The 26517-nt window shown below is 59.4% G+C and carries 21 protein-coding genes; 6 read left to right on the forward strand and 15 right to left on the reverse strand.

The features are described from left to right. Nucleotides 1–146: 146 nt before the first annotated feature. Nucleotides 147–3248, reverse strand: coding sequence for an AfsR/SARP family transcriptional regulator (locus MSL71_RS17915; protein WP_180142970.1), 3102 nt, complete (start codon nt 3246–3248; stop codon nt 147–149). Between the two features lie 332 nt (nt 3249–3580). On the opposite strand from MSL71_RS17915, the gene MSL71_RS17920 reads away from it, so the two are divergent. The 3 genes from MSL71_RS17920 to MSL71_RS17930 all read left to right on the forward strand — a co-directional run bounded on the left by MSL71_RS17920 (nt 3581) and on the right by MSL71_RS17930 (nt 5677). After that, nucleotides 3581–3994 carry an EamA family transporter gene (locus MSL71_RS17920; protein WP_180142972.1) on the forward strand — a complete coding sequence of 138 codons (414 nt, stop codon included), beginning with the start codon at nt 3581–3583 and terminating at the stop codon, nt 3992–3994. A gap of 191 nt (nt 3995–4185) precedes the next feature. Next, entirely contained in the window at nt 4186–4986 is an 801-nt protein-coding gene (locus MSL71_RS17925) for a DUF169 domain-containing protein (RefSeq protein WP_180142974.1), read from the forward strand. A gap of 100 nt (nt 4987–5086) precedes the next feature. After that, entirely contained in the window at nt 5087–5677 is a 591-nt protein-coding gene (locus MSL71_RS17930; RefSeq protein ID WP_180142976.1) for a phage antirepressor N-terminal domain-containing protein, read from the forward strand. A gap of 217 nt (nt 5678–5894) precedes the next feature. Here the strand turns inward: MSL71_RS17930 and MSL71_RS17935 are convergent, their stop codons facing one another. The 11 genes from MSL71_RS17935 to MSL71_RS17985 form a co-directional block, all read right to left on the reverse strand. Then, nucleotides 5895–6962 (reverse strand): radical SAM/SPASM domain-containing protein, encoded by a 1068-nt coding sequence (locus MSL71_RS17935; protein ID WP_180142978.1) that lies wholly within the window; start codon nt 6960–6962, stop codon nt 5895–5897. Nucleotides 6963–7041: 79 nt separating this feature from the next. After that, the gene (locus MSL71_RS17940) at nt 7042–7290 is read right to left on the reverse strand and encodes a hypothetical protein (protein WP_180142980.1); all 249 of its coding nucleotides are present in this window, start codon (nt 7288–7290) and stop codon (nt 7042–7044) included. Between the two features lie 290 nt (nt 7291–7580). Beyond that, nucleotides 7581–8864: an FAD-dependent oxidoreductase gene (locus MSL71_RS17945; protein WP_180142982.1), complete on the reverse strand. Its 1284-nt coding sequence runs from the start codon at nt 8862–8864 to the stop codon at nt 7581–7583. Nucleotides 8865–8903: 39 nt separating this feature from the next. Beyond that, on the reverse strand, nt 8904–10217 hold the full coding sequence (locus tag MSL71_RS17950; protein ID WP_180142984.1) for an FAD-dependent oxidoreductase: 1314 nt from the start codon (nt 10215–10217) through the stop codon (nt 8904–8906). A gap of 465 nt (nt 10218–10682) precedes the next feature. Beyond that, the gene (locus MSL71_RS17955) at nt 10683–11906 is read right to left on the reverse strand and encodes an MFS transporter (RefSeq protein ID WP_180142986.1); all 1224 of its coding nucleotides are present in this window, start codon (nt 11904–11906) and stop codon (nt 10683–10685) included. Then, the gene (locus tag MSL71_RS17960) at nt 11899–13092 is read right to left on the reverse strand and encodes an aminotransferase class III-fold pyridoxal phosphate-dependent enzyme (RefSeq protein ID WP_180142988.1); all 1194 of its coding nucleotides are present in this window, start codon (nt 13090–13092) and stop codon (nt 11899–11901) included. The genes MSL71_RS17955 and MSL71_RS17960 overlap by 8 nt, the downstream gene beginning before the upstream one ends. 363 nt (nt 13093–13455) lie before the next feature. Beyond that, nucleotides 13456–14598, reverse strand: a complete 1143-nt coding sequence (locus MSL71_RS17965; protein WP_180142990.1) for a (Fe-S)-binding protein — start codon at nt 14596–14598, stop codon at nt 13456–13458. Between the two features lie 169 nt (nt 14599–14767). Further along, nucleotides 14768–15193 (reverse strand): hypothetical protein, encoded by a 426-nt coding sequence (locus tag MSL71_RS17970; protein ID WP_180142992.1) that lies wholly within the window; start codon nt 15191–15193, stop codon nt 14768–14770. A 348-nt stretch (nt 15194–15541) separates the two neighbouring features. Then, nucleotides 15542–16369: a DUF3786 domain-containing protein gene (locus tag MSL71_RS17975; RefSeq protein ID WP_180142994.1), complete on the reverse strand. Its 828-nt coding sequence runs from the start codon at nt 16367–16369 to the stop codon at nt 15542–15544. Nucleotides 16370–16381: 12 nt separating this feature from the next. Further along, complete coding sequence (locus MSL71_RS17980) at nt 16382–16579, reverse strand: ferredoxin (RefSeq protein WP_180142996.1); 198 nt, start codon at nt 16577–16579, stop codon at nt 16382–16384. 156 nt (nt 16580–16735) lie between these two features. Beyond that, nucleotides 16736–17281, reverse strand: coding sequence for an NADH peroxidase (locus MSL71_RS17985; RefSeq protein WP_180142998.1), 546 nt, complete (start codon nt 17279–17281; stop codon nt 16736–16738). A gap of 609 nt (nt 17282–17890) precedes the next feature. Between MSL71_RS17985 and MSL71_RS17990 the strand changes: the two genes are divergently transcribed. Continuing rightward, entirely contained in the window at nt 17891–18802 is a 912-nt protein-coding gene (locus MSL71_RS17990) for a hypothetical protein (RefSeq protein WP_180143000.1), read from the forward strand. Between the two features lie 291 nt (nt 18803–19093). Here the strand turns inward: MSL71_RS17990 and msrA are convergent, their stop codons facing one another. From msrA to lpdA, 3 genes are all read right to left on the reverse strand, one after another. Then, nucleotides 19094–20074 (reverse strand): peptide-methionine (S)-S-oxide reductase MsrA, encoded by a 981-nt coding sequence (msrA, locus tag MSL71_RS17995; protein WP_180143002.1) that lies wholly within the window; start codon nt 20072–20074, stop codon nt 19094–19096. A gap of 147 nt (nt 20075–20221) precedes the next feature. Then, the gene (locus MSL71_RS18000) at nt 20222–21064 is read right to left on the reverse strand and encodes a DUF547 domain-containing protein (RefSeq protein WP_180143004.1); all 843 of its coding nucleotides are present in this window, start codon (nt 21062–21064) and stop codon (nt 20222–20224) included. After that, entirely contained in the window at nt 21061–23199 is a 2139-nt protein-coding gene (gene lpdA, locus MSL71_RS18005) for a dihydrolipoyl dehydrogenase (RefSeq protein WP_180143006.1), read from the reverse strand. The genes MSL71_RS18000 and lpdA overlap by 4 nt, the downstream gene beginning before the upstream one ends. A gap of 374 nt (nt 23200–23573) precedes the next feature. On the opposite strand from lpdA, the gene MSL71_RS18010 reads away from it, so the two are divergent. Together MSL71_RS18010 and MSL71_RS26730 are read left to right on the forward strand one after the other, a co-directional pair. Next, nucleotides 23574–23888, forward strand: coding sequence for a hypothetical protein (locus tag MSL71_RS18010; RefSeq protein WP_180143009.1), 315 nt, complete (start codon nt 23574–23576; stop codon nt 23886–23888). Between the two features lie 346 nt (nt 23889–24234). Further along, complete coding sequence (locus MSL71_RS26730) at nt 24235–25962, forward strand: YcaO-like family protein (protein WP_180143011.1); 1728 nt, start codon at nt 24235–24237, stop codon at nt 25960–25962. Nucleotides 25963–26517: the final 555 nt, after the last annotated feature.

Consider the following 26517-nt stretch of genomic DNA (forward strand, 5'->3'; position numbering starts at 1 on the left):
TACTTGGTCGGTGGGCAGTGTGTCTCGTGGTTACAGAAGAATGAAATGAGCCTCTTCTGCAAAAACGGCAGCCATAGGTCGCACACGACGCGAATGCCCTGAAGGCGTTTGTATGATGACTGCCTCCATACATTCGCCTTAAGGCGTTATGATTCTGTACCCATGCTCCATGCCTGAAAGAGTCCTGCATCGAAGCCGGGGTGATGCCGTGCCTGATTGAGGTGGTGTGTTGCCTCATCGTGGTCTTCCGAAAGGGCCGAAACAGACGCTTGGGCAAGGGTTAAGAGCAGAAGAAGGTGGGTTTTATGGACCTTTGGGGCCAGCTGGTGGGCCTGGGCCAGGTGGGTGGTTGCGGTTTCTCGGTCTTTGGCCCGGCAGGCGCAGAAGACCATGGCCAGGTGGGCGGAAAACCGGGAGAGGCCGGTTTCCAGAACCGCTTCAAGGCATGGGCGGGCCTTGTCCGTGGATCCTGATGCGACCAAGATGAGCCCTTTTAACGCCTGGGCCCTCTGATACCTGGCCCGGGCAAAGCCCGAGGCCCTGGCAACGCCAAGGGCTTCTTCGGCAAGGGCTGCGGCCTGCTCCAGGTCTCCTTTCAAAAAAGCGATGAGTCCCAGCTCTTCGCAGGAGATCACCATGCCGATGGGGGCGTTGAGCTTTCGGAAAGCGGTTGCGGCTTCCTTAAGGCAGGTCTCTGCGGTGTGCAGGTCTCCCAGACACAGGGCTGCGGAGCCGATATTGCCCATGGCCCAGGCGGTTTTGATGTGGTCTCCTGTACGGGTTGCCCATTGATGGCTTGCCCGGAACCTGTCTATGGCCTCTCCGATTCTGCCCAGGGAGCGCAGGCACAGCCCGATGCGAAGGGATACCCAGAAGGCGTGCTCAATACCGGGGTGGGCCGTAAGGCTCAGGCGAAAGAGCCGAATGGCCTGCCCATGGCGTTTCCGGCGGTGGGCCAGGGCCCCAAGCAGCAGAAAGGCCCATGCCCTGCCGCGGATGTCTCCTGTTGAGACGGCTTGCCTTAAGGTGTTTCGGGCGACCCTTTCCACCCGGGCCTCTTCATCTCCGGGGCATGGGGCGTTTTCCTGGTTTTTGGGTGGGAATCCTTGGGTCTGCATGTCGAACCAGCACAAGAGAACGAGGCACAGGCGGGCATCCGGCCGGTTTGATGAGGCATCCATCACGCACTCTTTGGCCGGGCGGAACAGGGCCTCCCCTTCGTGATACCGGGTGTGCATGTCAAAGTAGGCATACAGGCCTGTGGCTGACCGGCCCAGGGCGTCCAAGGCCCCTGTGGCTGCTGCGCGGAGCCATGCCTGACGGATGTTGGCCATGTCCGCATCCATGGCACGTCTGCAGGCGGGCATGTCCCGGCTCGTCAGCTCTTTTTCGCGGCTCTGGACCAGGGCGAGGTAATACCCCATATGGGCGTCCTCCATGGGGTGGCCGTGGCCGGGGTCTCCCAGGTGATCGTCGGTGTACTGTCTCAGGAGTGGGTGGATGCCGAACCGGCCGGTTTCCGGATCGGCCCTGAGGATCGATTTTCTCGCCAGGCTTGCCGTTGTCTCGGCAGCCGCCCCTTTATCCATGCCCGTCACCTTTGCCACGGCGTCCAGGGTAAAGCCGTCCCGGAATACCGTGAGCCTTTGCAGGGCCGTTTTTTCCTTTTCCGTCAACCGTTTCCAGGAGGAGTCAAACACGGCGCGCATGCTCCGGTGGCGCGGGGGCAGGTCCTGCATTTTTGCGTTGAGAAAATCCAGGTTGTTCCGGATCTCACCGGCAATGTCCGAAGGCGTCAGGGTGTCCATCCACCCGGCGGCCAGGATCAGGGCCAGGGGCATGCCTGCGGTCATGTCACAGATCTGGGCAAGGGCAGGATAATTTGAGGAGGTCAGCTCGGTGTCCGGGTTGACCATCCTGGCCGTTGCCAGGAAAAGGGCCAGGGCATCATAGGTCGTCTCCGCGTTTTTCAGGTCTTCGCCGTCCGGGGCCTTTTTCGCGATATCGGGATGGGACAGGCCCGAGAGGGCAAAGAGGTGCTCTCCCTTGAGCATCAGCCGGGTCCTGGAGGTGGCCAGGATGGTGAGGTGGGGCGCAGCCTCCAGCAACTCAGCCGCCACCAGTGCCCCTTCGGGCAGGTGTTCGCAGTTGTCCAGGAGCAACAGGATCTTTTTTGGTCGCAGAAAATCCGCGATCCGTCCCATGGGGTGGGCTGTCTCCCCTTCGCTGAGCCCGAAGACCCTGATGAGTTCTCGTACCAGGGCTTCTTTGGCGTCAAGGTCTGCAAGGGAGATGAAAAAGACGCCGTGGGCAAAGCGGTCCGCCGTCAAGGAGGCCACCTGGAGGGCCAACCGGGTTTTTCCCATGCCCCCCGGTCCGGTGAGGGTCAGGAGCCTTACCTCCGGGGAGGTGATTCGCTCCACGAGGCCGGTGACCTCCCCTGCTCGCCCCACAAAGGCTGTGGCCTGGGCCGGCAGGTTGGATATTGGCAGGTTTGGCTTCTGTTTTTTGACGGGTTTTTGGTGGCTTCGGATGGCGTCTGCCAGCGCCTCGGTCTCTTGATCCGGGTCGACGGCCAGCTCGGTTCGGAGCAGCGCCCTGCATGTCTCATACTGGCGCAGGGCTGCATCCCGCCGACCGGCCTGCACAAAAAGGTCCATGAGCCGCCTGTGGGCCTCTTCGTCCAGGGGATCCAGGGCCGCCAGGCGTCTGGCAACCTCCAGGGCTTCTCCCTTTTTTCCCAGGGTCATGTACCGTTCGGAAAGGGCCTTCATGATCTCGGCGGCCTCGCGGTCGAGGCGCTCGGCCTGCTCCAGCCGCCAGTGATCGAAATCGGGTGCGCCATTAAGATGAAAGCCCGAGAGAAAAGAGCCCGTGTAGAGGCTTAACGCCTCTTCCATGGCCGAAAGGCTTCCTGTCCGGCCCATGCCCAGCAGGGTTCGGAACCTGGTCACATCCACCTGCACCAGATCGCTGGCAAGGGCCCCGATGGTCTCCCGGTCCGCGGCCAGCCAGGACCTCCCAAGGGTCCGGGTGATGTCCGACAGGGCGCGCCGAAGGGAGGCACGCCCTTTGTCCTGCTCCTGGTCCGGCCACAGCAGGTCGGCCAGCTTTTCCCGGGTATGGGCTCTGCCCGTGACGGCAAGGTAGACCGCCAGGGCAGCGGACTTGCGCCGGGGAATCCTTACGGGCTCTGTGTCCACCGTGAACCGGGGAACGCCAAAACAGTGTATGTGCAACATCGTCATGGTCTTTTCTCCTGTGGAGAAAGTATCTTAACGATCCGCGTTTCACAATTTTTTTCACGTCCTTGGTTTGCTTTCCATGCCCAAACCCTCTCAGCCCGGATCCCCCGAAGGGTGAGAAGATCAAACAGCAACCCCTCATTTACATTTTGCATTTTTAAAATAGCTGGCATTTTGGTTGTAGTATTCTGAAATCATACAGCTTTCATTCTGGCTGTTTGCTTTGGCATGAAATGTCCGGGTCAGGGACGTTTGGGGGACGGTGGCCTGCTAAGGTGGGAGTAAACGGTTCAACACGACATCATCGTACACAGACATGTAAGGAGGGGAATCCGATGAGTGCCAACTGGATAGCACCTGCGCTTGTGACCCTGGTGTGCTGGGGATTGTGGGGATTTATCCCCAAGCTGACCACCCAGTACATCAGCCCCATGAGCGCCATGATCTACGAAACAATCGGGGCCGCCATCGTGGGGCTGGTTGTCCTCACCCTGGTGGATTTTCGGCCGGAGGTCCATGTGAAAGGGGTGTGCCTCGGCATCACCACCGGGATCATCGGCCTCACCGGTGCCCTGGGGTTTCTCTTTGCCGTGAAGTCCGGGAAGGTGGCCGTGGTGGCGATGTTTACCTCCATGTCCCCCATCATCACTGTGGCCCTGGGTTGCCTTGTGCTCAAAGAGCCCGTGACCCTCAAGGAAGGCCTGGGCATCCTCAGCGCCTTTGCGGCCATTTTTTTCTTTGCATCGTAACCATGGCCTGGCTGCAGAGCCAGCCCGCATAAACCATCGGAGTTTATGTCGGGCGAAGCCCGAGCCGAAGGCCCTTGCGCTTTGACCCGAGGAACGAGGGACAAAGCGCAAGGGCTATATGCTTTCGAGGTGGCTCACCTCGCCGCCGGAGGCACGCTTTTGGCCGGTCACTTTAATATTGGGGAGGAGAAATGAAAAAAAAGACGATAAACAGCGCAGAGTTTAAGGGGAGACTTCGGGCGTTTATGGACGTCCTTGGTTTGAATGAAGAGCCCATGGGGCTTTTTTACACGGAAAGAAAACCCCCTGGCGCGGTGTCTCCCAAGGCGCAGGTACCGGTGAGTCGCCTGCCGGAAGAGTCAGACGGGGGCATCAACTGGCTGTCGTGCGCCCTGGGTACGGTGAGGCGGGCGCGCCGGAAAAAGGCCCCGGCCTGTTTTGACGAGACTCATTACGGGTGCCTGGGTGCCGCCTTTTACATGGGGTTCAAGCCTTATTATGAGCCCTTTGAGCCCGCCCTGATCTCCACGGGGATCCCAGGAGAGATGCAGGGCGAGTGTTACCTGGACTCCCCGGAAAAGGGAAAGGCCTTTTACGACGGGATCAAGCCCCCTAAGGCCTCGGGGACAAACCTTGTGATTCAGCCCCTGAGCCTTTTTGAGGACGGAGATATGCCGGAGGTCGTGGTTCTGTTTCCACAGCGCGAGGCCATGGTTGCCTTAAACGCCCTGACTGTGTTCCTGACGGGAGACACAGAGGCCGTGCGGGTGCCCTTCGGCCAGAGCTGCTGCGGGATGATCACCTGGCCGCGGCGGTATCGCGATGAGGGACGGCAGTGGGCCGTCATCGGAGGGTTTGACACCAACGGCCTGCGTTACCTGGGCAAAGGCGAGGTCACCTATACCGTTCCCGTTGAGTTGTTTACGGCCATGGTGGACCGGTGGGAGGAGGGCATGCCGGGGACCCGGGCCTGGAGGCAGGTGAGGGGCTGATGGCCCGGGCGGGGCTGAGAAGGGAAATGAAAACGCAGGCGATTTGTGATAGGAACACCTCTCGACAAGACCTTCAAACGCCTGCAAGGAGTGACACCACATGGTAACAGTTGATTCACCGGCCCTGTGCCCCGCCCTGGTTACCCATATTCTGGATGGGGCTCCCCTTTCCCTTCTCCGACAGGACGAGCTGGACTGGGTGCCCCTGAAACCCCTGTGCGAGGGGCTGGGCCTGAGCTGGGCCGGGGAGCGGAGCCGCCTGAAGCACGACCCGAAGCTTACCTGCCGTTTCCTGGCCATGGACGGCACGGACGGCAGGACCCGGGAGTTTCTCTGTCTGCCTCTGTATCAGCTCAGTGGCTGGCTGCTCTCCGTCAATGCCGACAAGGTGGCTGAAAGCGTGCGGGGGAAGGTGCGGGCCTTTCAGCAGGAGAGCCTGGAGGCGTTGTTCGGGTACTGGCACGGGACCCAAGGTGGGGAAGACGCCGTGGAGATCCCTGGGGCGGGTGATGAAAAAATGGAAAGGGGCATTGAGGATGCGGCGACAGGCCATGGTGATGGCCATGGGGCTCCGGAAAATCCCTTTGACGAAACCTCTGCGTCGTCAGAGCCCGGAGAAGAGGCGGAATCCCTTGAAAGCCGTGTCACGAGCGTCATCGAGCAAGTTTTGGGGACCCTGGGGCGGCATTGATTTGATTTTATCGTAACTATTCAGATCAACAAAGCCTCCGGCGGCCCTGCCGGGGGCCAAGCTTTTGAAAAGTTTGACAAACAGGCTTTGACAGCTTTTCCATGAATTCCAGCGATTCTGACTGTTCTGACCTTTCTACCGGAAAGTTTTTTGCGGAGCTTTTTTTCAAAAAAGCGACCCGCCGGAGGCATTGGATTTCGGGTCGTTATTTTATTCTTCACTCTTTGGGAAGGGTCTCCTGAAGCTGGCGTGATTCCTCTTTGGTCAGCCAGCAGCGCGGATCCGAGCCCAGGTAGTCACCGGTGGCGTAGGCTGCACCCCGGCAGCCGCCGCATGCGAATTTGTACCGGCATTCACCGCACTGGCCGCTTAAAAAGGAGCGGGAGTAGCGGAAGGTGTTGAATTTTTCGTTTTCAAACCAGATCTCTTTAAGGGGGCGGTTCTGGATCCGGTCCACCACCACGGGGAAGTAAGGGCAGAACTGCACCACCCCCTGGGGGTTGATGTACATGAGGGAGAAGGCCACGGAGCACCCTGTGACGGCCACACCGTTAAAGAGTTCCTCGTCGGACTCCACTTCGTTCAAGCGCCCGGGGCTTACGAGGAGCTCCGGGAAGGGGTCGCTGAAGCCCACGGTGAGACCCAGCTCATTTCCCTTTTCCCACACAAAGCGGCTGACGTCCCTGTGCTCCAGGGGATCGGAGACGGCCCCGGCGGCGTTGCCCACGGGCACCACGTAGCGGAAGTTGAATGTGGTTACGCCGTGTTCCTTGATCATGACCAGAAGTTTTTCCACCTCCTCTTTGCCTTGTCCGAAGTAGGTCATGCGAATGGCAAGGGGGACCCCCCGGGCGGTGAGAAGATCCACGGCCGAAAGGGTTCGTGCAAATGATCCCTTGCCCCTCACCGGATCGTGCACCTCCGCCGTTGACCCTTCCATACTGATATTGAATCCGTCCACATACCGGCACAACTCCTCTTCGTTGTCCTTTGTGATGAGGGTGGCATTGGTGAGCAACTCGATGGAGAGGCTGAGGTTTGTCTTGATGTGGTCCATCAGGGCAATGAGGTCGTCCCGCATGAGGGGCTCTCCACCGGCCATGGCCAGGGCAGCGCCCGGGGCCATCTGGTCTGCCTGGTTGAGCATGTCCACGGCCTCGTCAAAGGAGAGATCCCTGTCGTTGCGATCCAGGTTGCTGGCTCGGCAGTGGCGGCAATTGAGGTTGCACGACGAGGTGGTGTCCCACTGGAAGATCTTCGGCGGATGGGTCCAGTTTGCGTCCATGGCGGATCCTTTCAAAGAAGGCGGGTGGTTGGGTATAAGGATTTGAGCTGCCCCGGGTGTTGCTGGTGATATCAAGGTACTACACGGTTTTCATCAGGTCGCATCCGCCGCAGGGGCCCTCGGCCTGATTCTTTGGCGGGGTCACAACATCGCACCCGCCGCAGGGCCCTTCAGCTGTTTTTACAGGTGTTTTGATGACAAGGTCACAGCCACCACACGGTCCTTCGGCCGGCATGATGGGAATATTATGATTCTCCGCTGCCAGTATCATGTTCTTCAGCTCCGAAAGGTTCAGAGCCTCGGCGTTTTCTATGATTTTCTTTGGCATCACATAGCCTCCCCATGTGTGTCATGGTTTACGGGTATGCGGGGCAGCTCAAAGAGGGCTCAAGAAAAACGGATTTTTTAGTGATTGAACATTGCCTGTTTTTTAACGGCGGGGCGTGGCCGTTGAGGCGGAGAGCCATTTGGGAAGGCATGGAAAGCCCGGTCGATGGAATCGGCCGTCACAACGCGTGATGCCGGATGAGGTCGCAGCGTAATCTCGTGTGTTATGTATGAATATATCTTAATTTCAATGCGCTATCAACGTAATGTTGGCTGCGATGGTCCGGCTTTTCAACCGAGCCTGGCGGCAAACTGCCTGGCCAGGGCGATGAGGGTGAGAACCGGGGGCGTGCCCCCTGAGACAGGCATGATGCTGTTGTCGCAGACGTAGAGGTTCTCGATGGCTGTCTGCAGGTCGGGGCCCACCACCCGACCCATGGCTGCGGTGCCCCCCGGGTGGCCGCCGATGCCCTTGGCCACCGCGATGGTGTCGGCCCGGACCCCTGCTTGCACCATGACCGCCTTTGCCGCCTCAATGCCTTTGGCCATGAGGGCCTCATCTTTGGGGGTGAAGGCCTTGTGAAAGGAGCCGTCGGCCCGGATTTCACCTGAGGGCTCGTCGCAAAGCTTGACGAACATGCCTGTCAGCTTTTTCATGCGGACGCCCCGGGGCCAGGAGGAGATATTTTTTGCGGCCAGCTGGGCCACAAAGGCGTTGACCGCCCCCACGTTGCCGAAGACAAACTCCCCTTTGCGGGATTCGTCGGCAAAGGTGTAGGTGATCTCCCGAAAGGTGCCCGGGCCCTCCCTCATTTCGCCGAGGAGCACGGCCATGGGGTCGGTGAAAAAGTGGGTACCGGCCCCCTTGATGCCGGACCGGTGGAGGATTTCAGGGGTCCCCATGCCCCCTGCCGCAAGGACGACACGGCGGCTGAAGACCGCAAGGGGGCCTCGGTCGGTTTCGGCCGCAACCCCGTTGGCCGTGCCGTTGACATGGAGGATCTCCCGGACGTCGCAGCCCGTCACAAGGCGGGCCCCTGCATCCACCGCATCGTTGACGTAAGATCGGGCGGTCCACTTGGCGCCCCGCTTGCACCCGAAAAGGCACCTGTCGCAATGGGGATCGCAGAGGTCGGAGTCGATGAACCGTGCCTGGGGTTTCATGGCATGGCCGAGCTCACCGGCGGCTTCCACGAGCCTCCGGGTGCCCGGGTAGTGCTGGTAAAAATGGTCGGGCACGGGGCGGATGTTCAGCTCTTCTTTGATGACGGCGACCTCGGTGGCCAGGTCGATGCCGAAGTCGCTTTTTAAAAACGACGGCGGATCGTAGGCATTGCCGGAGTAGATCATGGTGGAACCACCCGGGGTGATGCCCCGCCGCACCAGAATTCCCTGCCGTGATCTGCGTATATCGTACATGGCCGCATAGGCCAGGGGGTTGCCCACGGACCAGTCCCGGGCCTTTCCCTTCTCCAGAAGCACAACGCTTTTCCCCTTTTTCGCAAGCTCCCGCGCCACCGTTGCTCCCCCCGGCCCGGTTCCGATCACCACCGTATCTGTTTCCATGATGTGCATGCTTGGCTCCTGTTGTTTTTTGCATCAGGTATGGCGTTTTTACGCATTTTTTCCGTTTACCAGGTGATCCACCAGGCGTTTGCCGAAGGCGATGAGGGTAATGACCGTGGGGCGATCCAGGGCTTCGGGGAAGATACTGGCGTCGCAGACATAGAGGTTGTCTATGGCGGTCTGGAGGTTGGTGTCCACCACGGTGCCGATGCCGCAGGTGCCGCTGGGGTGGGCTCCCCGCACCGGGCTTGCCACGAGGGTCGAGGGGTGGCATCCCGAGGCCGTGAGGATCTCTGAGGCGATCTCTTTGCCCATGGCAAGCTTGTCGAAGTCGGCTTTGGTGAGCTCTTTGGAGACCTGGCCGGAGGCGTCCACCCAGCCTCCCGGGGTGTCCTTGATCTTGATGAGGATGCCCACCATGTGATGGTAGTGGCGGCCTTTGGGCAGGTGCCTGAGGCCGGTTTTCCCCAGGCTGATGAGGGTCATGAGTTTCGGGTCGATGAGGGTGCCCATGCGGACGCCGTGGCTGTCACAGAACTCCCAGGTGTCCACGCTCACCAGGGGGTCGGTGTGGGAGCCTTCAAAGGGGGAGATGCCGTAGAGAAGTACGGTGGGATCGATGACGCATTGCCTGCCCGCACTTTGAATGCCCGCCTTGAGGAGAAGGCCCGGTGTGGGGATGCCCCCTGCGGCCAGGATGATTTTGTCTGCGTAGAACTCTTCGGTATCCCGGCCCGCAAGGTGTACCCGCACGCCTGTGGCTTTGCCGTTTCTTACCAGGATCTCGGTGCATTCGGCCCGGGTTCGTAAATGGGCGCCGTGGGTCACCGCATCTTTGATGTACTCGCGGGCCGTCCATTTGGCGCCGCAGGAGCAGCCCAAGGAGGTGCCCGCCCCGCACCGGCACCCGGATTCCACCTTGTCCCGGTTATACAGCTTGGGGGTGGGGGTCCAGTCGTAGCCCAGGTGGTTGGCTGTCTCCATGATGCGGCGGGAGGCGTTCCCCAGAAGGGATTCGGGAAGGGGGGCTGCCTTGAGTTCCGTCCAGGTCTGATCGGCATAGGGGCCAAGGTCGATGTGGTAGCGCTCTTTGAGCCAGGGGGGCGGCATGGCGGCCGAGGCCGAGTAGACCGTGGTGGCCCCCCCCGTGGAGGAGGCCATGAGCATGGCAACGCCCTCTTTGCTTTTGAAGAAACCGGCTTTTTCCACAATGCTCAAGGCCCCTGCGTAGGTGCCCAGGTTCCGGTGCTCCTTTCCCTTTTCAAGGAGCGCCACTTTTTTTCCGGCCATGGCAAGGCCCCGGGCCACGGTGGCTCCGCCGGGGCCGGACCCCACCACAACGGCATCGTAGGTGTGCTGCATGGATATCCCTCCTGAAAACATAGCGGGTAACAGGGGTGCATTGCCGGTGAGGTGGCTCCGGCATATCACCAGAAAAATATCAGGGTATGACGTGGGACTCCCCGTGGGGCGGCGCCTTGCCGCAGGTGGGTAGCTCTGGGGGAGACCATGGTGCGTGACAAAGACGCATCAGGCTGGGTGATGAAGAGTGATGTCGACGATGTGAAGGGGCCCACCGAATCAGGAATGGCCCTTGCGGATTCCCGGTGGGTGGAACTCAGAAAGGTAGTGAAGTGGTTGTTGTTGATATCTTTACTTATACTACGTGAGTTGCGGGGCGGGTTCAACAGGTTTTTTGCAACGGTTCGGGTAACGGTCCCGTTGCCTCCGGCGGGTCGTATGCGCAGGGGCAATATGCTTTCGAGGTGGCTCACCTCGCCGCCGGAGGCACTCTTTTTGTCGGTCGCTTTAACCGTAAGTCACTGTTTACTTGAGGGGCAATGGCACGGTCTCCGCATCCTTGCCGTGGTGGGGCTCCCGGCTGGCCAGGGTGCCCAGGACCCCTGCTGCGGCGGCCAGGGAGAGGGAGCAGGCAACGGTGACGCCGGTCCAGCCCCAGTGGGCCCAAACCGGACCCAGGACCATGGAGGAGAGGCTGCCGCCGCCGATGCACACGAGGATGTACAGGGAGGAGGCGCTGCCCAGGGCAGAGTCCGGGACGCTGGCGCCTATGAGGAGAAAGATCAGGGGCTGGCAGCAGTAGGCGCCTGCAAAGAGCAGGAGCAGGCCCAGGGTGATGAGGGGCACGGACTGGGACCAGCCCATGAGCTGCATGGCCACCAGGCAGATGCCAAGGCCCGGCAGGCTGATCCGGTAAGGCCCTGCCTTTTGGGAGAGGCTTCCAGCAAAGGGGGCGATGAGGGCGGTGAGTCCTGCCAGGCTGATCCAGCCTACTTCCCCTGCGGTGAAGAGAAAGGGCGGGGCCGTGAGACGGTAGGTGAGGAAGGTGACCATGCCGAGGAACCCGAAGAAGAGAAAGAACCCGGTGGCCAGAAGGGCCAGGGGCCGGGGACGGCACACGAGGCGGACGGCGTTGAGGTAGAGATCCCAAAGGGGATACCCGGGGCGTTTCTCCTTTGGGGCGGGCTCTAACAGCCGGGCATAGCCTGCCGCGGAAAGGATCAGGAGAAAAAGGGCGACGATGCGAAAGGCCACGCGCCAGCCCAGGTGGGCGGTGAGGAGTCCCACGGCCACGCGTCCGAAGACGATGCCCAGGGTGCCGGAGGCCACCACTGCGCCCACATAGAGGCCTCGCTTGTCCGGAGGGGCCAGCCGGGTCATGTGGGGGATCATGGAGGCCGGGACCAGGGCCGCGCTGAAGCCGATGAGCCCCATGGCTATGACAAAGGTGGTAAAGCCCGGAGCCGTTGAGGCAAAGAGGATGGCAGCCAAAAGGGCCCCAAGGCCCATGAGGGCCATTCTGGGCAGGTCAAAGCGGTCTGCCAGGGGGCCGATGACGAAGAAGGCCGCCGCATAGCACAGGGACGCCCCGCTGAAGGCAAACCGGGCCTTTGAGATGTCCATGTGAAAGGCCTGGGAAATCTCCAGGAAGATGGATTGGGTCATGAACACCGTGGCAACGGCGGTCATGACCATGAGGCAGGCGATACCGGCCTTTGTGTGTAACGGTGCGGGGGATGAGTCAGGCATGGTCCGTCTCTTCTGCGGTGAGCAGGGCGTCAAAGGTTGTGAGAAATCCCCGGAGGTCCTCCTCTTCGATGGTGAGGCTCGGGTCGATGCGCAGGGTGTTGGTGCCGGGCCTGCGCCCCACAACGTAGCCTTCGTCCAGAAGGCGGCGGTGGATCCGGCCGGTTACAGGGGCGCCGGGGCGATCCTCTATATCCATGGCGACCATGAGGCCCCTGGCCCGGAAGGCCTGGAGACGGCGTTTTTTCCGCATGGCCAGTAACTCCTGGGTAAGGAGTGTCGAAAGCTCGGAGCTTCGGTAGATGAGGTTGTCGTCATGGATGATGCGGATCACCTCACGTGCGATGGCGGCCCCCAGGGGGTCGTTCTGGTGGGATTGGGCGTAGGGGACGGGGGTGGCGTTCAGCCGCTTCGTGACGGTGCTTGATAAGGCGGTGACGCTGACCGGGTAGCCGTTTCCGATGGCTTTGCCCATGGCCACAATGTCCGGCGTCACATCGTAGTGCTGATAGCCGAACCAGCGGCCTGTGCGGCCGATACCGGTGGTGACTTCGTTGACGATGAGCAGCCCGCCGTTCTGGCGGACGGTTCGGGCAATACCGTTGATGAGCTTTTCCGGGGGAAAGCGCACAAACCCCGAGGAGCTGCCGGGTTCGAAGAGAAAGGCTCCGATGCGGCCAAAGGGGATTTTTTTCCATGTCGGGCACGTGCTGTCGCAGGGACCGGCGTGGGGGCAGGTGTCGCACCCGGACCAGTCAAAGAGGGTCCAGTGGTCCGTGCTCCGGGTACTGGCCGAGCCATAGGCGCCGAAGTAGGAGTCGGACATGGTGAGAAAGAGGGGGCGCTCCGAAAGCTGCCTTGCCGCCCTGACCCCGTACTCCACGGCTTCGCTGCCCGAGCAGAGGAAGGTGCAGGCCCCGCCCTCAAACCCGTGGAGGGCAAGGATCTCTTCGGCGGCTGCTTCCACCACCCGGGTCGAATAGCTGAAGCCCGTGTGGGCAAGGCGAGCGGCCTGTTCGGCCATGACCCCGAGGATTCGCGGGTGGGCGTGTCCCACCGAGGTGCACCACACCCCGGACTCCAGGTCTGTGTATCGTTTGCCGTTCTCGTCGAAGAGGCTGCAGTTTGTTGCGCTGGCGATGGTGCCCAGCAGCTTTTCATGGCCGGGGAACCAGATCACAGGGCCCATGGTCGTCTCCTCCATCGTTGGCCCGGATATTTCATGAGAAAACAACTAATTAAAATAAAATTGATATAATTTCGAATAGCTACAGTAAAAAATATCAGCTATTTTGAAAATTCAAAATGTAAATTAGCGTTTGCTGTTTGATTTTCTCACCCATCTTCTGCGCTATCAGAGCTTTGAATATGGGTGCACTCGACTCGTGAAATATCCGGGTTAGGTGTGAGCCTGTTACCTTACTGCGGGATGCTCCGGGAGAAAAGACACAATTTCCGGGATTTGGTGTGGGCACAGTTTTGAAGTGCGGGCCAACCATGGGCACAGCAGGGCGGAGACGAGCCCCGACCGGGGCCCGTCATCGTTTTTTCTCTATTGGACCAGGGCCGATTGGACCAGGGTTGCGATATGCACGGCTTTTTTGCCGGCCTCAGTTTTTCGGGAGGTGTAGTTCATGTTGAAGATGCAGAAGGGGCAGGTGGAGACCAGGGTGTCTGCCTCGGCTGTGCTCAGGACCTTGCCTGCAATCTTCATGGAGAGGGGGGCGTCAAGGGAGCGCACCCCGGCACCGGAGCCGCAGCAGAGGGCATGGTCCCGGTTTTCGGGAAGCTCTGTGAGGGTGGCGCCGCAGGCGGCCAGGAGCTCACGGGGGATGTCGTAGAGGCCGTATTTTCGACCCATTTTGCAGGCATCGTGGACGGTGACGTTTCGGGTTTTCGGGGCCAGGGTGAGGCGGCCTGCGTCCAGGAGCTCTTTGATTACCTCGGCGATGTGCAGGACCTTGATGTCGAAGTCCTCCAAGAGCCTCGGGTAGTAGCTGGAGAAGGCGCGGTGACAGCCCGCACAGGGCACGATAATGCGTTTGATTCCGGATTTTTTAAAGGTCTCGGCCATCTCCGTGAAGATGGCTTTTGCCTCGTTCCATTTTCCGGCGTTGTACGGATAGATGCCGCAGCAGTATTCATCCCGCAGAAGTTTTACGTTTTCCCCTGCGGCCAGGAGGATCGTAAGGGAGGCGGCGGCAGTTGCCTTGTCCATGTAGGAGGAGAGGCAGCCCACGTACAGGAGGGTGTCCCCTTCGGCGTCTTCGAACCGGATTTTTTCCCTGAGGTGCTCGGGAACCCAGTCCAGGCGCTCTTCTGAAGGTTTTCCCACGGCGTTGCGGTTTTTAAGGAGGCCCGCGATCATTTTTTCGTGTTTGGCCAAGGGGCCGAATCCCTTTTTGACCATCATCACCTTTCCGTCGGCAATGGTCTGGGAGATGGGGATCTCCTGGGGGCACACCGTGTCGCACCGTCCGCATTCTGTGCAGTAGTAAAGAGCCTTTACCTCATCGGGCAGGGGCGCATAGCCTTTGAGGCTCCGGCCTATGACGGTGAGGCGCTCCATGGGGTTCATGGCAGGGCCGTCCGCGGTATCGGAGGTGCAGCATACCTCCAGGCAGGCTTCGCACTGGATGCACTGGTTGGTGGAGTCAAGAAGGGCGGGGACATCGATGAGATCGAAGACGGACATGGCACAAACCTCCGGGTAAAATCAGTGATGGAGAAAGACGCGACGGCAAAGGTCATCATCAGGAATCTGTCTTAGATTTCTATGCCCGGAACGCTGAGAAATGCAAACAAAAATTGATAGGGAAGGCGTGGCGAAATGAGGAGCGCTTGTCTGGGAGAGGTGTCTTGCTTCAAGGATGGGGGCAGCCGATGCTCAGGAGATGCTCCATGGCCCCGGGGTCTTTATCGAGCCATGTGAGGGCAGAGGCCCGGTCCCTGAACACGCCCACCTTGAAGGGGACGAATCCGTTGGTGAGCTGTTCGAACATGCGGCTGGTGCCGAAGGTACGGTCCGCAGGGGCGACGATGGCGTTTTTGGTGGGGCCAGCAGTCTCGGGCCGCGGGAGATCTTCGGCGTATCGTGCCATGTGCACGATCTCCTGCCGGGTAAAGTCTGTTGTCAGATCCGTGATATCGGAGAGGGTGTCGAACCCATGGGAATAATTGGGGTCCGCACGCATGATGTCCAGTTGTTCGATGGTCTCCTCTGGAGACGTCTCCCCCCGGTTCCAGATAAGGATCAAGGCGTGTTCAGGTCGAATGATGTAGTCGAGCATGGTGTTCTCCATTGCTTCATGAAAAGAGTGTGGAGGGCGTGAAGATTTCTCAAATTCCACCGTATTGCGTTTACTCTAAATGAAGTCAATGCACAACTTATTGTAACTATTCAGCTCCAAAAAACAGCCTCCGGCGGCAAGGTGTGCCACCTTGAAAGCAGATGGCAGATGTCATTTGCCCCTCGTTCCTCGGGTCAAATCACATCTGCATTTAAAACGGCATTCATGTCCCTTTTTTTATAACCTGTTTGTTAAGCTTTTTTAAAGGTTTAGCCCCCGACAGGGCCGCCGGAGGCATAGGCTGAATAATTACAACTTTTTTACTTGAAGAAAATGGGGCTGTCGTTGTTATGAGGTCGATTCCACCAGTCTCCTGGCAAGTTCTTCCCCCAGAAATACGATGGACTCGATGTCCAGGTGATCGGTGACGGTCTCGTCGAACATGAGTTTTGCCTTGGCTTCAAAGCCCTCGTCCACGTCGGCATCCCAGAAGAGGAGAATGACCGGGACTTTGGGAAAGGCAAAGAAGCGAAAGGCGATGTCCGCAGAGCCGGCGTGTTCGGTTTCCACGATGCCACCTAAGTCCAGGGCCCTCTCCTTCAGCAGGAGGAGGTTGTCGGAAAACGCTTTGGAAATGGGGTTTTCCACGCTGTCCACCATGTTCTTGATTTTGGAGGTGGTGTTGGGAAGCTCAATGAACCCCTTCCATTTTCCCGTGGGGGATGTCGTGCCGCCCTGGGCAAGGTGGTTGAGGATGAATACCTGCTCCCAGCGGGTGAGGGGGATCTCTGTTCGGGTGGCGATGGCCAACTCCCGGATACGGAGGGTGTCGGCAAAATAGGGGAGATGAAACACCGGCCTCCCTTCCTCCATGATCAGCTCGCCGCCGAGCCGGGCAGGAAAGGTGGCGGGGTCCATGTTTGAGGCGCGCTCCCTTGCCCAGGCCAGGGCGTCTTCGGCCATGTCTCTTCGGACCCACTTGCCTTTGGCGTATTGTTCCTTGAGCTCAACGGTGCAGCGCTCCACGGTTTCGGCGGAGAGGTAGGGGCATTCGGAAAGGGAGAGACCATCGGCGACCACCTGGCCCGCAAAGGCGATGCAGGTGGGGTGGCCGCACTCCCCGCAGTTTGTTTTGGGCAGGATATCACGGTACAGATCAACAACGGAAAGAGCCATGGGGTGCCTCCGTCAGGGTTGTTCTTCCCACGTGATGCAGTCCGCAGGGCAGTTCTTGATGACGTCATCAACCTCTGCCTGGGGGTAGGTGTCCAGGTCCGTCACCTGCACGTAATCGTTGGTGTTGATAACAAAGACCTCGGGGCAGAGGTCGGTGCACAATTCGCAGAGGACGCAGTCGGAAAGCTCGACAGTCGGGACACGCTTCATGGATAAACCTCCATAGGGTTAAAACGGTATTGCGTAAAACTTTCGGGACTATATCACGTAATTCGAAATAGTTCAAAAGATGGTTGGGCCTGCGGCCGGGGAAGCCGCAGGCCCTTTTTCTGTTCCGGGTCTGGGAGAGGAAAGGAACAGGGATCGTTAATCGAAGTAGCGCTTCAGCAGGCCTGCAAAGGCCTGGCCGTGGCGTGCTTCGTCTTTGCACATCTCATGGACGGTGTCGTGGATGGCGTCGAGGTTGAGCTGCTTGGCGCGGGTGGCCAGGTCTTTTTTGCCCTGACAGGCGCCGTGCTCTGCCTCTACGCGCATGGTGAGGTTGGTCTTGGTGTCGCCGGTGACCACTTCGCCCAGGAGCTCGGCAAACTTGGCAGCGTGCTCGGCTTCTTCAAAGGCGATGCGCTTGTAGGCTTCGGCCACTTCGGGGTAGCCTTCGCGGTCGGCCTGGCGGCTCATGGCCAGGTACATGCCGATTTCGGTGCATTCGCCGGTGAAGTTGGCGCGGAGGCCTTCAACGATTTCAGGGTCTACGCCTTCGGCCACACCGATGACGTGCTCATCGGCCCAGGCCAGGGGGCCTTCTGCCTGCGCCTTGAACTTGGCGGCGGGGGCTGCGCACTGGGGGCATTTTTCGGGAGCGTTTTCACCTTCGTGGACATAACCGCAGACAGTACATACATACTTGGACATGGTTCATTTCTCCTTCAAGAATTCGAGATCCAATGGTCAAAAGTTGATTTCAGATCGTTTTGGTTTTGTTTGCATCATTCATGCGAGCTTGGCAGCGTCGCGTTGTGTCTGGGTAGTATGCGAGTGCTGTGCCAAAGTGAAATAAAAAATGCGGTGGAGGGTGAAATTAATTGGTGTGTGATGCATAACCTTTTGAATATATATGGATGCTGTCGAGTGGTGCCGGAGGCGCCTTCCGTGGGGGCCGCGACGTGTATCAACGCCTGTCTCGCCGTGGTACTTCGACACGGTGATACGGCAGGTGTGGCGGATGAAACATAAAAACAGTTTGAAAATACAGGGTAAAATGTGTGTCTCAGGTTGAAAATGAGACAGGGGTGGCCCAGGGGAGGGGGGGACAGGGGGGGAAGGGGAAAGGGGAAAGGCGAAAGGTTAAAGGGCTAAAGGCTAAAGGGGAGAGGCTAAAGGGGAGAGGGCAAGGGGGAGAGGGCAAGGGGGGGCGTGTTTTTCTTCTTTTTATCAAGGGGCTGGCGCGGGATGTGCAACTGTGCAAGGATTGCGGTTTGATGTTTACGACTCGGTAACAATGATCCTGTGGAGAAAAAAGCCATGTCCCTTATTCGACCTGTCCTGACCCTGTATGATACCCTGGAAGCCTGCTGGGAGGGGCCTTCGGGCCATCGCCTAGCCGGAAGCCTTCTGGTGGGAACCTTTCTGATCTGCCTCATGAGCGTGGAGCTGGGACGCGTCCTGGAGCTCCCCGAAGCCCTGGCCCACCTGGTTCCGAAAAATCATCTGGCTTCCATCGGCATCGCCCTGACCCTGCTTCTCATCATCGAGGTCATGGGCCTTGTTTTCAGCATGGTCCATTCGGTGAGCACCTCGGTGGGGCGTCAGCTGGAGATTCTTTCCCTGATCTTGTTGCGAAACGTCTTTAAGGAGATCTCTCACCACAATCCCCTCTCCTGGGAATCCCTGCGAGGCGGATTGCCCGGCATTGCCGCGGCGGTCACCGGAGCCCTGGTGGTGTTCGCTCTTCTCTCCCTCTATTACAGGATCAAGACAAGCTCTACCCTTTCCGAGCACGAGGAGGACCGGCAGAGCTTCATCGCTGCCAAGAAGTGCATTGCCCTGGCCCTGCTGGCGGCGTTTCACCTCATCGCCCTGCGCAGCCTTATGGGCTATTTTTCGGGCGTTCCCACCCCGCCTGCCTTTGAGACCGTCTACACCCTTCTGGTTCTGAGCAACATCCTTATTGTGCTGCTCTCCCTGCGCCACGGCCACAACTACCGGGTGGCCTTTCGCAATTCCGGCTTTGCCGTGGTCACGGTCCTGATCCTCATTGCCCTGGTGGCCCCTTCCCTCTGGAGCGCAGCCATCGGCACCTTTGCGGCCCTGTTCGCCCTGGCCACCTTCTGGGTGTTCGGCAGGTTCCACGAAACCCCTCTCCCAGGCGAGGCGGCCCCTTCGGAACACGGCCAAGGGCCGGTCCTTAAAGCCATGCCCCAGACCAGGGGGTAAATCGATTTGCACCATACCGCACATGGTGACGCATCATGATGGAGCACCGCACTCCGGTGCGGCTTTTTTTATCCCGGGATTATGTCGATACCAGTCCCTAAACAACGATCCGTAGGGTGCACTCTGTGCATCATGGCTGGTCGGTACATGGTGAAATAGGGTTTCTGATTTGCTTTCCTTTGGCGCTGGTGCGTGGAACGCACCCCACGGGCTGACGGCATGCACCCTTTTTGGGTCGTTGATTTGTGGGGAGAGCCTCCGGCAGGGGTGCCGGAGGCTAAGGTTCAGGTTTTATTCGAAGAGAGGCAGGTAATGCTCGTAGCCCTCTTTTTTCAGGTCCTTTTTGGGGACGAACCGCAGGGCCGCGGAGTTGATGCAGTAGCGAAGGCCCGTGGGGGCCGGGCCGTCGGTGAAGACATGGCCCAGGTGGGAGTCGCTGTGGCCACTGCGGACCTCCACCCGTTTCATGAAAAAGGAGGAGTCCTCCACTTCGTCGATGTCGGCGGTTTTCAAGGGACGGGTGAAACTGGGCCAGCCGGTGCCGGAGACGAATTTGTCGGTGGAACTGAACAGGGGGGCGCCGCTGATGATGTCCACATAGATGCCCTCCTGCTTGTTGTCCCAGTAGGCGTTGTCAAAGGGACGCTCCGTGCCGTTTTTGCGGGTCACCTTGTACTGAAGGGGGGTGAGCCTTTCTTTGAGCTCTTCCTCTGTCCAGGTGGTTTGCTTGATGCCTTTCCCGTCTTTGGTCCAGTGCTTTTCAAGGAAGTCATCCCTTCCGGAGCGGCTTCGGTAGAATTTGTACCGGATGGGGTTCTCCTTGTAGTAGTCCTGATGGTACTCCTCGGCCGGATAGAAGGTGGTGGCGCGGGTGATCTCCGTGACAATGGGTTTCCCGAAGATTCTTTTCTTACCCAGGGCCTCTTTTGAAGCCAGGGCCGCCTTTTTCTGGGCATCGTCATGGTAGAAGATGCCGGTGCGGTACTGGCTGCCCCTATCCACAAACTGGCCGCCGCCGTCGGTGGGGTCCACCTGTCTCCAGAAGACCTCAAGGAGCTCTTCGTAGGATATTTTATCCGGGTCGTAGGTGATCTCCACGGCCTCGGCATGCCCGGTTTTTCCTGCGGAGACCTCTTTGTAGGTGGGGGCCTCCTCATGGCCTCCGATGTATCCGGAAACCACGGAGATCACACCGTCCAGGGATTCAAAGGGGTGCTCCATGCACCAGAAGCAGCCGCCGGCGAAGGTGGCCTTTTGGGTGTCGGTTGCCATGACGTGCGCGACTCCTGTGATAAGGGTCCAAGAGATTGCCAGGATGATGGCAAAGGTTTTTAATGTCGATTTATTGAGGTTCATGGGTCACCTCTGTGTGTTTCATCGTCTTGCTTGTCTCTGTCATGTTGTGGTGATGTTTCATTTTCAGGCATCCGGTACGTTGAGGGACCAGTCGTATGCCATGAAGGATACCTTTAAGTCTCCTTGTGCCTGTGCCATGGCTGCTTTGAGGGGGCCTTCGGCGTATCGGCCGATGTAAGCGGCAATGTCGTCTCCGAAGTCCTCTTTGTACCATTTGAATATCCGGCTCACGACGAGCCGGTTTCCCTCAACCCGGGTGTTGGCGCTGTTGTTGATAAAATCGATGGTGGCTGCGTCAAGCTGGGCGTCCAGGGTATCGCCCAGGTAGGCCTCCGCCAGCAGGGGGGGGCAGCTTCTGGAAGCGCAGTTGACGGCAAAGTGAATCCGGGGATCCTGGTACTTTTCCCTCAGGATGGCGTGCTCGATCTCATTCAAGGTGAGGGTCTTACCCCCGATCTTGACGAATTCTTTTTTCCAGGGAGAAGAGAAAACCGAGCCCAGGTCCTTGATGGATTCAATCTCCGGGTATTTGGTGAGGATGAGCTTCAGGGTCCAGGCGTTGTACATGTTGATCCAGAAGGCCATGGCCTCTTCCCGGGAGAGCCCCTCCGCGCTGTAAGACGCGGCCGGAGCCAGGTAGGCATCCAGCTTGTCTTCCTCGTCTGCCAGGCCGTCGTAGTCGATGCCGCCGCCGCGAACGTGGGTTGCCAGGAGGTCGTCAAAGGGGGCGTGGTCGTATGTTTCGGCCCGGGCGCCTGTCACCAGGGCAAAGACAAGGGCCATCAAAAGGACCGCCCAGAGGGCAAGGGTCGGTGAGGGGCCGGGCCTTGCCTGGGCCAGGATCTTGGGGGTGTGGTGCCGAGTTGGGTGAACGGGCCGTTTGGGTGTGGTGTGATGGCTCATCATGCGCGCCTCCATGCGTGGATTTTCTGTAAGGTGTTGAGGACCTTTTCCGGTTTATGGGCGTTTTTCCACGTGCCGGCCGTGCCTTTGACCATCTCGGAGAGGGTCGGGTAGATGTGGATGGTGCCCAGGATTTTGTTGAGCCCGAGCTTGTGGCGCATGGCCAGCACAAATTCAGCGATGATGTCTCCTGCGTGGTGGCCCACGATGGTGGCCCCCAGGATGCGGTCGTTTCCTTTGGCGGTGATCACCTTGACAAAGCCGTGGTCTTCGGAGTCCGCAATGGCCCGGTCCACCTCGCCGATTTCGTAGACCGTCACCTCATGGGGGATGTTTTTCTCCTGTGCCTCGGTTTCGGACAGGCCCACCCGGGCCACCTCCGGGTCGGTGTAGGTGCACCAGGGGATCACGCTGTAGTCGGCCTTGAATCGCTTGATAAACCCGAAGAGGGCGTTTACCGAGGCGTACCAGGCCTGGTGGGAGGCCGTGTGGGTGAACTGGTAAGGCCCTGCCACGTCCCCGGCGCAGAAAATGTTGGGTACGGAGGTGGCCAGGAAGGGATCGGTCTCCACGGTCCCCCGGGGATCAAGGGTGATGCCCAGCTTTTCCATGCCAAATCCTTCGGTGTTGGGCTTTCGCCCCACGGCCACGATGATCTCGTCAAAGGGAACGGTTACGGCCTGGCCTTCGGCGTCACAGACCAGGATCTTTTCGCCATCCTCTACCCGGATCTCCGTGGCCGCATGACCGGTGAGGACACGGATTCCTTCGCGCCGGAACTTGCGGGCAATCATCTCCGCCACCTCGGGGTCTTCCCGGCCCATGAGCTTTGGCGCCATCTCCACCTGGGTGACGTCGGAGCCGAAGCGGGCAAAGCACTGGGCCAGCTCGCAGCCGATGGGGCCGCCCCCCAGCACCACAAGGCGCTTGGGAAGTTCTGTGAGACCCCAGACCGTGTCGCTGGTCAGGGGGGTGATGAGGTCCAGGCCCTTGATGGGCGGCACAAAGGGCCTTGCGCCCGTGGCAATGATGATGCTCTTGGTGGTGAGCACCCGACCGTTCACCTGCACCTCAAAGGGAGAGATGATCTCGGCAGCGCCCTGGACGCATTCCACCCCGAGTTTGGTGTAGCGTTCGATGGAGTCATGGGGTTCCACTTTGGAGATGATGGTGTGGACCCGCTCCATGACTTCTGCAAAATCAAACTCGACGTTGGCTTCCTTGAATCCGAACTCTTTGGCCCGCCTCGTGTAGGCGAGCATCTTGGATGATCGGATCAGGGCCTTGCTGGGCACACAGCCGGTGTTGAGGCAGTCCCCGCCCATTTTGTCCCGTTCCACAAGGGCTACCTTTGCCTTGACCGCCGCTGCGATGTAGGCCGAAACCAGGCCCGCCGATCCTGCTCCGATGACCACGAGGTTGTAGTCAAAACGCTTGGGTTTGTCGTAGGCCTTGAAGACCCGCCTGGCCTTGACGACATCGATGATTTTCCGTGCCGCCAGGGGAAAGACGCCCAACAGGGCAAAGGAGAAGAGCAGTCCCGGTGAGAGGATCCCGGACAACGAGTCAATGCGTGCGAGCTGGGTCCCTGCGTTGACGTAGACCATGGTGCCGGCCAGCATGCCGAGCTGGCTCACCCAGTAAAAGGTGAGGGTGCGGATGGGGGTCAGGCCCATGACGAGGTTGATGACAAAGAAGGGAAAGATGGGCACCAGGCGCAGGGTAAACAGGTAGAAGGCCCCGTCTTTTTTCATCCCTTCATTGAAGGCCCCTAAGCGGTCCCCGAACTTGGTCTGCACCAGGTCCCTCAAGAGAAACCGGGAGACGAGAAAGGCCAGGGTGGCCCCGATGGTGCTGGCAAAGGAGACCGCCACAAGGCCGGTAAGAAAGCCGAACAGGGCCCCGCCCGCCAGGGTCATCACGGCCGCGCCCGGAAGGGAGAGGGCGGCCACCGCCACGTAGATGAGAAAGTAGACGGTGAGGGTGAAGATGGCGTGTTCCTTGTAAAAGGCTCCGAACTCAGCCTGCTTTGCCTTCAGGGACGACAGGGTAAGCAGCTCCCCGACATCGAAGGCGAAAAAGAGCACGACCAGAATGGCGATGATAAGAATAACGATGAGTTTCATGTGGCGGTTCATGCGGCAGGCTCCTTTGGTTGATGCGTTGTGGGCCGTCCCCCGAAGAGGGGCTGCGGCCAAAGCGCGTTAAAAATGGTGAAAGCAAAGGCAGTGCCAGAAGACGTAATTCGGCGGTATTTTTCTTGAATGGCCCCTGAAGGCTTGACTATAATCATGAAATGGAGCGTTTTTTTGCTCTGGTGGGACGCTTTTGTTTCGTAAAAAGGGGTCGGGCACCCGTGATCGGCAGGCGGGTTGGCAGTCGTGAGACGGCTCCGTGGGACGCCGGGCCTGCGGTGAGGGCCGTGATACGGAGCTCTTTTCAGGTGAGGACCCCTGTGGGCCGCGTCGTTCATTAAATTACCATACCTGCAAAAAAAATGGGAGACCGGGACATGTCGCTCTATCGCCACCTGTCGGACACCTTTGCCCGGCACGCCGTCATCTACTGGACGGGTTTGTCCCACCTCAACGCCCTTCTGGTGGTGGCCAACCTCTCTCTTTTTTTTGCAACGGGCCTTGTCATCGACGAGGGCTACTATTACACCTTCTATTCCCTGTTCTGCCTTATCGTGGTGGCCGCCGGGATCCTCTTTCCCCTGGGCCTGGTGACCCGCCTCTGGTATTACCTGATCTTTCTTTTTTTCGAGTGCCTGGCCGTCTGGTTTATCGTGGTGAGCGTCTGGTATTGGGTGAGGGTGAGCAGGTAAGACAGGTGATAGGGCATAGGTGAGAGGGGATGGGGAGTGGAGATTATTCGGCAGGGGTGGGGAATAGTGGGTAGGGGGGGCTAAGGGCTAAAAGGCTTAGGGCGAAGGGCTAAAGGGGAAAGGCTAAAGGGGAAAGGCTAAAGGGGAAAGGCTAAAGGGGAAGGGCTGAAGGGGAAGGGCTGAAGGGGAAGGGCTAAAGGGGAAGGGCTGAAGGGGAAGGGCTGAAGGGGAAGGGCTGAAGGGGAAGGGCTGAAGGGGAAGGGCTGAAGGGGAAGGGCTGAAGGTGAATGAGGCGCAATCTGGTGGCTCCGGAGGGAGCCGTTTATTTATGGGACGAGACAGAGATATGAAACACGAGACAATGACATTGCCCCTGGGCAAGGACGCCGGGTTTGGGGTGTCCATTGATATGATGCGGGCAAAGCTGCTGGACCTGGGGATTGCCGTGGAGGAGCGCGCCTGGCTGCATCCTGTGGACGGAGCGTGGTCCGTGAACCTGCGCCTTTCGGACTGCCCGAACCTGTATACCAACGGAAAAGGGAGCTCCGAAGGGGCGGCCCTTGCCAGCGCGTACGGAGAGCTTTTTGAGCGTTTGAGCACCGGGTACCTGCTCTCGGACCTTTACCTTCCTGAGCCGCCTGCAAACGGTGGATTTTTTCATGGACCCGGGGAGGTGTGGCTTTCTGCCGACATGGAATCCCTGAAGCAGGATGCGCTTTCCCCTGCGCTCTGGGATTTTTACGACCCGGAGGAAGAACTCGGCGTACGTCATTTCATGGATTTCAACACCGGCGGTGCTCAGGGTGTGTGCTGTCTTCCCTTTGAAAAGGAGGGCGGTGCTCCGGTGCTCTTTCCCGTGGCGGTACTGGAAAACCTGTATGTCTCCAACGGGATGTCTGCGGGCAACACCCTTCTCGAAGCCAAGGTCCAGGCCCTCTCCGAGGTGGTGGAACGCTATGTGAAAGGCCGGATCATTGCCGAGGGCATTGCCTTGCCGGATATCCCCCGGGAGGTGCTGAGCCGGTATCCGGTGGTGCAGGCCGCCCTGGCAGAACTGGAAGCCAGGGGCCTTGTCATTTACGCACGGGATGCCTCCCTGGGGGGCCGCTGGCCCGTGATCTGTATTGCCGCGGTGAACCCCGAGGACGGCGGCGTGTTTGCAGCCTTCGGTGCTCACCCCCTGTTCGGCGTGGCCCTGGAGCGCACCTTCACCGAGATGCTCCAGGGACGCAGCGAGATCAAAGGCTTTCCCGCTCCGAGTTTTGATTCGGAGCTGGTGGCGTCTCCCACCAATATAGAGGAGCACTTCGTGGATTCTGCGGGTGTGCTCCACTGGGATTTTTTCAAACAGACCCCTGATTTTTCCTTTGTCCCCTGGGGCCTGGAGGAAGGAACAGACGGCGGCAGGGGCCGTGAGTACGATCTTCTGGTGTCGCGGATCCATGACGAGGGGTTTCAGATCTACAGCTGGGTAACCACCCACCTGGGCATGCCATGTTGCCGCATGGTGGTGCCGGGAATGTCCGAGATCTATCCTGTGGAGGACCTTCTCTGGGAAAATCGCAGCAGGCAGGCCGAGGTGCGCCATGGTCTGATTCGGCTTCAAGCCCTGGAGCCGGGGGAGGCGGAACGCCTCGCCGACCTTTTGGAAGAGGGCGGGTGGGGGCCTGAAGCCCTGGTGTGTGAACTCGTGGGCGTGGAGGTGACGCCGGGTTACGCCTGGGCAGATGCCCGGGTGGCGGAGATGAGCGCCCTGTGCAGCCTCCGGGCCGGGGACCGGGAAGGGGCCGCCCGCTGGAGTGCCATGGCGTCCCAGATGGAGATCCCCTCGGGCCGCCGCCTTTTTTTCCGGTGCCTGGAAGCCCGCCTGGAAGCCGCGATAAGGGAGACGGACTTACCGGAGCTGGGACGTATTTTCGGCTCCGAGGCAGACCGTCTCACCGCCCTTGCCTGCGACGGCACCGCCCCGTTTCCTTTTTTCGACGAGCCCCTGGACTCCTTTCTGGGCAAAGGCCCCCACGGCCACATCACCCGTTGCGTGAGGGCCCTGAGGCAAAGCGTTTCTCACTCCTGACGGGCTACGATCCGAAGGCTCCAGACCACTGGAAGCCCCGCAGCCCGTAGGGTGCGTCCCACGCACCGAAACCGAGAGGCAACGGTCCTTCAAAACGTGCCGGAAACCGCTTCCTTCCGGGGATCCGTCCATGGTGCACAGAGTGCACCCTACGGGCCGTCGCCTAACGACCGGGATCGTTTATACCCGAATTGATTTGAATCCCCGGGGTGGGAAGAAAGCCAAATCGGACTGGCAGTGATGTCTCACCCTGCGGCGCGTACCGAACACACCAGAACCACTGGAAGCTCCGCAGCCCGTAGGGTGCGTTCCACGCACCGAAACCGAAAGGCAGCGGTTCTTTAAAACGTACCGGAAACCGAAACTTTCCGGGAAGCCAGTCTCAAGGTCCCAAAAAAAGCTGCAAAAGTCTTGTAAGATGGCGATCTCCATGTTTTCATTCCCTATTCCCTATTCCCTATTCCCTATTCCCTATTCCCTATTCCCTATTCCCTATTCCCTATTCCCTATTCCCTATTCCCTATTCCCTATTCCCTATTCCCTATTCCCTATTCC

The sequence above is a fragment of the Desulfoluna butyratoxydans genome (assembly GCF_900699765.1).
Lineage (GTDB): Bacteria > Desulfobacterota > Desulfobacteria > Desulfobacterales > Desulfolunaceae > Desulfoluna > Desulfoluna butyratoxydans.